At 77.5% G+C, this 10,257-nt stretch carries 3 protein-coding genes; all 3 read right to left on the reverse strand.

Annotated elements, in window-relative coordinates; translation table 11 throughout:
• On the reverse strand, positions 1 to 1,107 hold a 1,107-nt coding region (locus D459_RS0129885; RefSeq protein ID WP_017596667.1), incomplete at its 3' end, for a beta-ketoacyl synthase N-terminal-like domain-containing protein.
• A gap of 67 nt (positions 1,108 to 1,174) precedes the next feature.
• On the reverse strand, positions 1,175 to 6,004 hold the full coding sequence (locus D459_RS0129890; protein WP_241485159.1) for a type I polyketide synthase: 4,830 nt from the start codon (positions 6,002 to 6,004) through the stop codon (positions 1,175 to 1,177).
• Between the two features lie 67 nt (positions 6,005 to 6,071).
• A partial coding sequence (locus D459_RS33330) for an SDR family NAD(P)-dependent oxidoreductase (protein WP_017596669.1) occupies positions 6,072 to 10,257 on the reverse strand: 4,186 nt, incomplete at its 5' end.

Genomic DNA, 10,257 nt, shown 5'->3' on the forward strand with positions numbered 1-10,257 from the left:
GGCGGCGTCCCCGCGCCCGCGCCCGTAGACGGCGAGCAGCGCCTGCGCCTCGATCGGGTCGCCCAACCGGGTCCCCGTGCCGTGCGCCTCCACCGCGTCCACGTCCGCCGCGCCGACCCGGGCGTCGGCCAGCGCGGCGCGGATCACCCGCTGCTGCGCAGGCCCGTTCGGCGCGGTGAGCCCGTTGGACGCGCCGTCCTGGTTGACCGCGCTGCCGCGCACCACCGCCAGCACCCGCCGCCCGCTGCGGCGCGCGTCCGACAGCCGCTCCACCGCGAGCAGGGCCACGCCCTCGCCCCACCCGAACCCGTCGGCGGCCGCCGCGAACGCCTTGCACCGCCCGTCGACCGCCATCGCCCGCTGCCTGCTGAACTCGATGAAGGCGCCCGGCGTCGCCATCACCGAGACCCCGCCCACCAGCGCCATGTCGCACTCGCCGCTGCGCAGCGCCCGCACCGCCAGATGCAGCGCCACCAGCGACGACGAGCACGCCGTGTCCACGGACAGCGCCGGCCCCTCCAACCCCAGCGCGTAGGAGATGCGGCCCGACGCGACCGCCGAGGCGTTGCCCGTGACCAGGTACCCCTCGGTCTCCCGGGGCGCCCGGCGCGGGTCCGCCCCGTACGCCTGGTTGCCGACGCCCAGGTAGACACCGGTCCTGGTGCCGCGCAGGGCGGCCGGGTCCAGGCCGGCCCGTTCGATCGCCTCCCAGGACGCCTCCAGCAGGATCCGCTGCTGCGGGTCCATGGCCAGCGCCTCGCGCGGCGAGATCCCGAAGAACGCGGCGTCGAACCCGCCGGCGCCCTCCAGGAACGACCCGTGGCGGCCGTAGCTCTTACCGGAGGCGTCCGGGTCGGGGTCGTACAGCGACTCGACGTCCCAGCCCCGGTCGTCCGGCATCTCCCCGACGGTGTCGCGGCCCTCGGCCAGCGCACGCCACAGCTCCTCGGGGGAGTCGATCCCGCCGGCGAACCGGCAGCTCATGCCGGTGATCGCGATCGGCTCGCTGCGGCGCTCCTCCTCGGCACGCCGCTCGCCCTTCAGCTTCTCGTTCTCCTTCAGCGAGGCGCGCAAGGCCTCGACCAGCTGCTCCTGGGACGTCGTCACCGGGGCCTCCGTGCATCGTCGGGTCGCGGGGATCGGTCATGGGCCGCGCAGGGGCGCGCGGACCCGGTCACGTGTCGGCTCCGCCGAGCGCCATCCGCACGAGGGAGTCGGCGTCCAAGGCGTCGATGTCGGGGCCCTCGGAGGCGGCCGCGCCCTCCTCCCCGCCCTGCGGAGCGGCGGAGGACGGAGGGCCCTCCGCCCCCTCCGCCAGCTCCAGGAGCCGGTCCAGCAGCCCCGCCTCGCGGAGCCGTTCGACGGGGATGCCGGCCAGGGCCTCCCGGACCCGGGCGTCCTCGGGGGAGTCCCCGCCCGCCCCGCCGCCGGGCGCCAGCAGCCCGTGCAGGTGGGCGGCGAGCGCGCGCGGCGTCGGATGGTCGAAGACGAGCGTGGCGGGCAGCCGCCGCCCCGTGGCCGCGTTCATCCGGTTCCGCAGCTCGACCGCGGTGAGCGAGTCGAACCCGATCTCCTTGAACGCCCGGTCCCCGTCCACCCGCGACGGCGACGCGTGCCCCAGCACGGCGGCGGCCTCCGTCCGCACGAGCTCGACCAGGAAGGGCTCCCGCTCTCCGGCGGCCAGCGCGCCCAGCCGCTCCGCGAGGGAGGACGCCGAGCCGTCCCGCGCGCCCTCCGCCGCGACCCCGTCGAGGGCACGGGCGGCCTCGGGAACACCCCTGATCAGCCTGCTGGGGCGGCCCACCGTGAAGGCGTCGGCGAATCGCTCCCAGTCCACGTCGGCGACGGCGACGAACGTCTCGCCGCGCGCGACCGCGGACCACAGCGAGTCCGTAGCGGCCTCCGGCGGCATGGGGCGCACCCCGCGGCGGTGCCAGTAGTCGCCGTCGGCCGCCCCGCCCATGCCGTCCCCGGCCCACAGACCCCAGGCCACGCTCAGCGCGTGCTCGCCGGCGGCGCGCCGCCGCTCGGCCAGCGCGTCCAGGTAGGCGTTGGCGGCCGCGTAGCCGGACTGGCCGCCGCTGCCCCAGACACCGGCGTTGGACGAGAACAGCACGAACGCGTCGAGCCCGATGCCGCGGGTGAGCTCGTCGAGGTGGCGGGCGCCGGCGGTCTTCGCGCGCAGCACCCGGTCGAGTGCGTCCCCGCCGAGATCCACCAGCGGATCGCCGCCGGGCACGCCCGCGGCGTGCACCACGGCGGAGAGGCGGGCGTCACCGGCCCGCACCCGGTCGAGGAGGGCGGCGACCTGGTCGCGGTCGCCGACGTCGCAGGCGGCGGCGGTCACCTCCGCGCCCGCGGCCCGCAGCTCGGTGATCAGCCCGTCGGCGCCCGGCGTCTCGGCGCCGCGCCGGCCGACGAGCACCAGGCGGTGCACGCCCTCGGCGGCGAGCCGGCGCGCGACATGGCCGCCGAGCGCCCCGAACGCGCCGGTGACCAGCACCGCCCCGGCCGCCCCCGGCGCGCCCGCCAGGCGGGGCCCGGAACCGGGGCCCGCACTCGCGGGGGCGCGGGTCAGGCGCCGGGCGAGCACGCCCGGGCCGCGGAGCGCGATCTGGTCCTCCTCGCCGTAGGCGCCGCCGAGGACCGCCGCGAACGCCTGCTCGGCCTCCCCGCCGAGAACGTCGGACAGATCGACGGGCAGGTCGATGAGGCCGCCCCAGAGGTCGGGGTGTTCCAGGGCGGCGACGCGGCCCAGGCCCCAGACCGCTGCCTGTGCTGGGTCGGCGGCGGGGTCGGTGCGGACGGCCGAGACCGCTCCGCGCGTCGCACACCACAGCCGGGCGCCGAGTCCGGCGTCGACCGAGGCCTGGACGGCGGCGACCGCGGTGCGCACACCGACCGGGACGGATGGGACGGAGGTGGGGTCCTCCTCCTGGTCACCGGCGGGAACCAGGAGGAGGACGCCGCTCACCGGCCCGGACGCCGAGGCCTCTTCCAGCCGCCGCGCGAGCGCGGCACGGTCGGTCCCGGCGGCGTCGGACCGGAGGACCTCCGGGATGGCGCCGTAGGACTTCAGCAGGTCGGCGGCGGCCGACGCGTCGGCGTCCCGGACCCCGGGGGCGATGACGAGCCACCGGCCGGACGGGGCGGGATGCTCCGCCTCCGCGCCGGAATCGGCCGCGCGGGCGGGCGCGACCGGGGTCCAGGAGACCGTGTAGCGCCAGTCGTCCAGGGACGACCCGGAACGCCGGGGGGAGGGGACCGAGTCCAGCCAGTAGCGTTCGCGCTGGAAGGCGTAGGTGGGCAGGTCGACGGTCTTGGCGCGGGTGTTCGCGAACAGGCTCGCCCAGTCGATGGTGAGGCCGTTGGTCCAGGCTTCTCCGGCGGAGAGGAGGAGGCGGTCGAGTCCGCCTTCGTCGCGGCGGAGCGACCCCGTTCCCACGACGTCGTCGGGGAGTGCCATGAGCAGGACGGGATGCGGGCTGGCCTCGACGAAGAAGAGGTGGCCCTGCTCCTTCAGCGCCTCCACGGAAGGACCGAAGAGGACGGGGTGGCGCAGGTTGCGGTACCAGTAATCGGCGCTCAGAGAAGAAGTGTCCTCGATCCAGCCGCCTTCCAGCGAGGAGAAGAACCGGACCGAAGAGGAACGCGGCCGGATCTTGGCGAGCAGTTCGTGTAGCTCGTCCTGGATGCGTTCGACGTGGGGGGAGTGGGAGGCGTAGTCGACGGGGACGCGGCGGGCCCGCAGGCCCGCGTTCTCGCATTCGTCGATGAGTCCGTCGAGGAGGTTCGCGTCGCCGGAGACGACGGTGGCGCTCGGGCCGTTGACCACCGCGATGGACAGGCCGTCCTTGTCCGCGATGATCTGCTCGACGTGGTCCTTGGGAGCGGCGATGGAGACCATGCCGCCGGACCCGGCGAGCGCGCGCAGCGCCTGGGAGCGGAGGATGACCACGCGTGCGGCGTCCTCCAGCGAGAGCGCCCCTGCCACGTGGGCGGCGGCGATCTCGCCCTGGGAGTGGCCCAGAACCGCGTCCGGTTCCACACCGAGCGACCGCCAGACCTTGGCCAGGCCGACCATCATTGCGAACAGGGCCGGCTGGACCACATCGACCCGGTCCAGGGAGGCGGCGCCGTCGGCGCCGCGCAGCACATCGGTCAGCGACCAGTCGACCAGCCCGGAGAACGCGGTCTCGCATTCGTTGATGGCTTCGGCGAAGACCGGGGAGGAGTCGAGCAGTTCGGCGCCCATCCCGAGCCACTGCGAGCCCTGCCCGGGGAAGACGAACACCGTCCGCCCCCGCCCTGCGACCGAGCCGCGCACCCACTCCTCGCCCTGGACCGACATGGCCCTGTGCTCGAAGACCGAGCGCCCGGTGGCCAGGGAGAAGCCCACGTCGACCGGGTCCACACCCGGGTTCTCGGTCAGAAACCTCCCCAGTCGTTTCACCTGGGCGCCGACGGACTCTTCGGTCTTCGCGGAGAGCGTCCACGGAACGGCGGACCCGAACGGGGCGGGAGCCGCCTCCCCGGTCTCCTTGGTCTCCTCCGGCGCCTCGGCGGCCGCCGGGGGCTCCTCGATGATCACGTGGGCGTTGGTGCCGCTGATCCCGAACGAGGAGACCCCGAACCGGCGTGCCCGACCGGCGTCCCCACCCTCCCCGGCGGGCCAGGGCACCTCCTCCGTCAGTACCTCGACCGCGCCCGCGTCCCAGTCGATCCGGGGCGAAGGCTCGTCCACGTGCAGGGTTCTCGGCAGCACGCCGCCGCGCAGCGCCATCACCATCTTGATCACGCCCGCCGCGCCCGCTGCGCCCTGCGTGTGGCCGACGTTCGACTTCAGCGACCCGATCCGCAGCGCGCCGCGCCCGCCCCGGTCGCGCCCGTACGCCTCCTGGAGCGCCTGCACCTCGATCGGGTCGCCCAGCGGTGTCCCCGTTCCGTGCGCCTCCACCGCGTCCACGTCGGCCGGCTCCAACCGGGCGTCGGCCAGCGCGGCGCGGATCACCTTGCGCTGCGCGCGCCCGCTGGGCGCGGTGAGCCCGTTGGACGCGCCGTCCTGGTTGACCGCGCTGCCGCGCACCACCGCCAGCACCCGGTGGCCGTTGCGGCGCGCGTCCGACAGCCGCTCCACCAGCAGCGTCGCCGCGCCCTCCGCCGGCCCGAAACCGTCGGCGGCCGCCGCGAACGCCTTGCACCGGCCGTCCGGGGCCAGCCCGCGCTGCCGGCTGAACTGGACGAAGAGGTCCGGGTTGGGCATGACCGTGACCCCGCCGGCCAGCGCCATGTCGCACTCGCCGCTGCGCAGCGCCCGCACCGCCTGGTGCAGCGCCACCAGCGACGACGAGCACGCCGTGTCCACGGTCACCGCCGGCCCGTCGAAGCCCAGCACGTAGGAGACCCGGCCGGCGACGAACCCGAGCGCCGCCCCGCTGACCAGGTGGCCTTCGAGGCCGGCGGGCGGCTCCTCCAGCCCGGCCCCGTAGCCGGTGTGCCAGGCGCCCATGAAGACGCCGACCCGGCCGCCGCGCACCGAGCGCGGCACGATGCCGGCGCGCTCGATCGCCTCCCAGGCCAGAGTGAGGGAGAGCCGCTGCTGCGGGTCCATGGCCAGCGCCTCGCGCGGCGAGATCCCGAAGAAATCCGGGTCGAAATCGGCCGCGCCGTCCAGGAACCCGCCGCTGCGGCAGTAGGTCCTCCCGGCGCTGTCCGGGTCGGGGTCGTACAGCGACTCGGCGTCCCAGCCGCGGTCGTCGGGGAAGCCGGTGACGGCGTCGGTGCCGGAGGCGACGAGTCGCCACAGGTCCTCGGGGGACTCCACGCCGCCGGGCAGGCGGCAGGCCATGCCGGTGATCGCGACCGGCTCGTGGGCGCGATCCTCCAGCTCCTGCACGCGCCGGCCGCTCTGCTGCAGCTCGGCCGTCACCCGCTTGAGGTACTCGCGCAGCCGGGCCTCGTTGCCGCCGTTCGGGTTCTCCACGGTCCTCGCACCGTCCGTCACTCGGTTCCCGCCTCTTCCGTCTCCGCCGGGGGCCGCCGTCTTCTCCGCCATGCCGTCCGCCACCGCCTCACGCCCCGCCGAGCTGCCGGTCGATGAGGGCGAACAAGTCGTCGTCGGACGCCGAATCGAGGTCCTGCTCCGGTGCGCCGCCGTCCTCGCCCGCCGGACCGCCCGGGGTCCCGTTCGGGGTCCCGTTCGCGGCTCCGTTCGCCGGTGCGGGCGCCCCGCCGGGGGCCGGGCCGGCCGGGCCCAGTCCGTCGGCGATCCGGCGCAGCCGCGCCGCGAGCGCGACGCGGTCCCCGCCGTCCGGGGCGGCGGCCGCCAGGTCGGCCTCGATGCGGTCGAGTTCGGCCAGCACGGCGGCGGCCCGCTCGCTCGCCCGCCCGCCGTCCCCGGCGCCCGCGTCCTCCGCGCCGCCCGCCGGCGCCAGCTCGGCGAGCAGGTGCTCGGCCAGTTCGACGGGCGTCGGGTGGTCGAACACCAGCGTCGGCGGCAGCCGCAGACCCGTGTCGGCGTTGAGCCGGTTCCGCAGCTCCACGGCGGTCAGCGAGTCGAAGCCCAGGTCCCGGAAGGCGCGGTCGCCGTCCAGCGGCTCGGCCGGGGGCAGCCCGAGGACCGTCGCCACGTGGCCGCGCACCGCGGCCAGTGCCGCGTCGGCCCGCTCACCGGCCGGGACAGCGGCGAGCCGCTCCCGCAGCCCGCCCGGAGCGGCGCCGCCCGCTCCGGCGGCCTTCCTGCGGGACCGCGCGGCGGGCGCCGCCGCGAGCCCGCCGAGCAGCGGCGGGAGCATCCCGGAGGCGGCCTGGTCGCGCAGCGCGGCGCGGTCCAGCCCGATCGGCACCAGCACCGCCTCGTCCCTGGCCAGGGCCGCGTCGAGCAGCCCCAGCGCCTGGCCGGTGGGCATCGGAGCCGCCCCCGAGCGCGCCAGGCGCGCCCGGTCGGCCCCGTCCAGCCCGCCGGTCAGCCCGCTGGCCTCGGCCCACAGCCCCCACTCCAGGGAGACCCCGGGCAGCCCGCGGGCCCGCCGGTGCGCGGCGAGCGCGTCCAGGAAGGAGTTGGCCGCCGCGTAGGCCCCCTGGCCGGCCCCGCCGAAGGAGGCGGCGGCCGAGGAGAACAGGACGAACGCGGCCAGGTCGGCGCCTGCGGTCAGCTCGTGCAGGTGCAGGGCGGCGTCGGCCTTGGGCCGCAGCACCCGCGACGCCTGCTCCGGGGTCGCCGCGGCCACCGTCCCGTCGTCCAGTACGCCCGCGGTGTGCACGACCGCCGTGAGCGGGTGCCGCTCCGGGACGGACGCCAGCAGCGCCGCGACCGCGTCCCGGTCCGAGACGTCGCAGGCGGCGACGGTGACCGACGCCCCCGCCTCCTCCAGCTCCGCGCGGAGCCCCCGGGCGCCGGGGGTCTCCTCGCCGCGCCTGCCGGCCAGCAGCAGCCGGCGCGCCCCGTGCTCGCGGACCAGGTGCCGGGCGACCAGCCCGCCGAGCGTCCCGGCGCCCCCGGTGATCAGCACGGTGCCCTCGGGGTCGATCCCGGCCGGCACGGTGAGCACCACCTTGCCGACGTGCCGCGCCTGGCTCACGTGCCGGAAGGCGTCCCGGGCGCGGCGCACGTCCCAGGTCGAGACCGGCGGCAGGGCGAGCGCCCCGCTCTCGAAGAGCCCGAGGACCTCGGCCAGGATCTCGCCGATCCGCTCGGGGCCCGCCTCGCCGAGGTCGAACGCCCGGTAGGCGACGCCCGGGGCGTCCGCGGCGATCCGGTCGGCGTCGCGCACGTCGGTCTTGCCCATCTCCACGAACCGGCCGCCGGGCCCCAGCAGCCCCAGGGACGCGTCGACGAACTCGCGGGCCAGGGAGTTGAGGACCACGTCCACGGCGGGGCCGCCGTCCGCGGACCCGAACGCGCCGGCGAAGTCGAGCGTCCGCGAGGACGCCACGTGCCGCGCGTCCAGCCCCAGGCCGTGCAGCGCCTCCCACTTGCCGGGGCTCGCCGTGCCGAACACCTCCGCACCCCAGTGCCGGGCGAGCTGCACCGCCGCCATCCCGACGCCGCCCGCCGCCGCGTGCACCAGCAGCCGCTCGCCGGCCTTCAGCCCGGCGAGGTCCCGCAGCGCGTAGTAGGCGGTGGTGAAGGCGACCGGGACCGACGCGGCCTCCGCGAACGTCCACCCGTCCGGGATGCGGGCCAGCCGGCGGCCGTCGGCGACGACGTACGGGCCGTAGGCCCCGCTCAGCACGCCCATGACGCGGTCGCCCGGGGCGAGGCCGGTGACACCGGGCCCCACCTCGGTGACGATCCCGGCCCCCTCGGTGCCCATCACCGCGGGCTCGGGGTACATGCCCAGCGCGATGAGGACGTCGCGGAAGTTCAGGCCGACCGCCCGCACGGCGATCCGGACCTCACCCGGGCGCAGCGGCGCGTCCAGGGCCCCGGGGTCGGCGGCCAGCGCCAGCCCCTCCAGGGTCCCGCCGTCCTCAGCCGCCCCCGGCTGCAGCCGCCAGGACCGCATCCCCGGCGGCGGGACCAGCGGAGCCCCGGCGGCCGCCGCCGGGGCGGCGGCGGAGACCAGGCGCGGGACGAGCGGCACCCCGCCGCGCAGCGCGACCTGCGGCTCGCCGGCGGCCGAGGCCGCGGCGACGGCGGAGGCGACGGCCGCGTGCGAGGCGTCGGCGTCGTCCACGTCCACCAGCAGGATCCTGTCCGGGTTCTCCGCCTGGGCCGACCGGAGCAGGCCCCACACGGCGGCGAGCGCCGGGGCCGCGACGTCCTCGCCCCCGCCCGCACCGGCGCCGGCGGCGACGGCGCCGCGGGTGGCGATCACCAGCCGCGAATCGGCGAACCGCTCCTCGGCCAGCCAGCCCTGCACCAGGGCGAGGGCGGCGTGCACGGCGCCGTGCGCGGACTCCGCCGAAGGCGCCGAGGCCCGCGCCCCAGGCGCGCCGCACGCGTCGGTGAGCGGAACGACGACGAACGGAGGGGCGGCCCCGCCGGACCCGCCGGCCCCGTCGGCCCCGTCCGCGGCGGCGGCCGCCAGCGCGGCCAGGTCGGCGTGGGCGGCGACGTCGTGCCCGGCCGCCTCCAGCGCCGCGGCGACCTTGTAGTCGTCGGCGCCGACAACGGCCCACCGGGACGGCGCGCCGCCCTCGGGGCCGCCGCCGGAACCGGGGTCGGCGGGCGCCTGCGGCCGCCACTCCACCCGGAACAGCGCCTCGTCCGCGCCGCCCCCGGGAGCGGTCAGCGCCGCGGCGTCGACCGGGCGGACGGTCAGGGACTCCGCGGAGAGCACCGGCTGCCCGGCGGCGTCGGCCGCATCGATCGAGACCCCGTCGGCGCCGGAGCGCGCGACGCGGACGCGCAGCACCGAGGCGCCGACCGCGTGCAGGGCGACGTTGCGCCACGCGAAGGGCAGCCGGATCGCCCCGTCGCCCCCGCCGAGCAGGGGGGCGGTGCTCCGCCCGTCCGCACCGCCGGCCGGGTCCGCGCCGCTCTCCAGGCCGCCCGCCTGCACCGCCGCGTCGAGCAGCGCGGGGTGCAGCCCGAAGTCACCGGCGGCGTCCGCGGCGCCGTCGGGCAGCGCGACCTCCGCGAAGACCTCGCCGCCGCGGCGCCACGCGGCGCGGACGCCGCGGAACTCGGGGCCGTAGGCGTACCCGCGCTCGGCCAGGCGCTCGTAGACCCCGTCCAGCGGGACGGGCTCCGCGCCCGCCGGCGGCCAGGCCGCCAGGGCGGGAAGAGCGGGGAGGGCGGTCGCGTCCGCCCCGGAGCCGGCGGCGAGGACGCCGCCCGCGTGCCGGGTCCACGGCGAGCCCTCCGGCGCGTCCTGGAGGCGGGAGTGCAGCTCGAAGGAGCGCAACCCGTCCTCGTCGGGCGCCTCCACGGAGAGCTGCAGGCGCACGGCCCCCTGCTCGGGCAGCACGAGCGGCGCGCCCAGGGTCAGCTCCTCCACCACCTCGCACCCGGTGCGCTCGGCGGCGTGCAGGGCCAGCTCCAGGAAAGCAGTGCCGGGGAGGAGGACGGTCCCGGCGACCGCGTGCGAGGCGAGCCACGGGTGGCTCCGCAGGGAGAGGCGCCCGGTGAGCAGGAGCGCACCGGTCTCCGCCACCTCCACGGCGGCGCCGAGCAGCGGGTGGGCGTCGGCGCCGAGCCCGGCCGAGGAGACGTCGACGGCGTCGCGGCGCAGCCCGTCCGGCCAGTAGCGGCGGCGCTGGAAGGCGTAGGTGGGCAGGTCGACCGTTTTGGCGCCGGTGTTCGCGAACAGG

Origin of the sequence: Nocardiopsis potens DSM 45234 (assembly GCF_000341105.1) — a bacterium.
Taxonomy (GTDB): Bacteria; Actinomycetota; Actinomycetes; order Streptosporangiales; family Streptosporangiaceae; genus Nocardiopsis_A; species Nocardiopsis_A potens.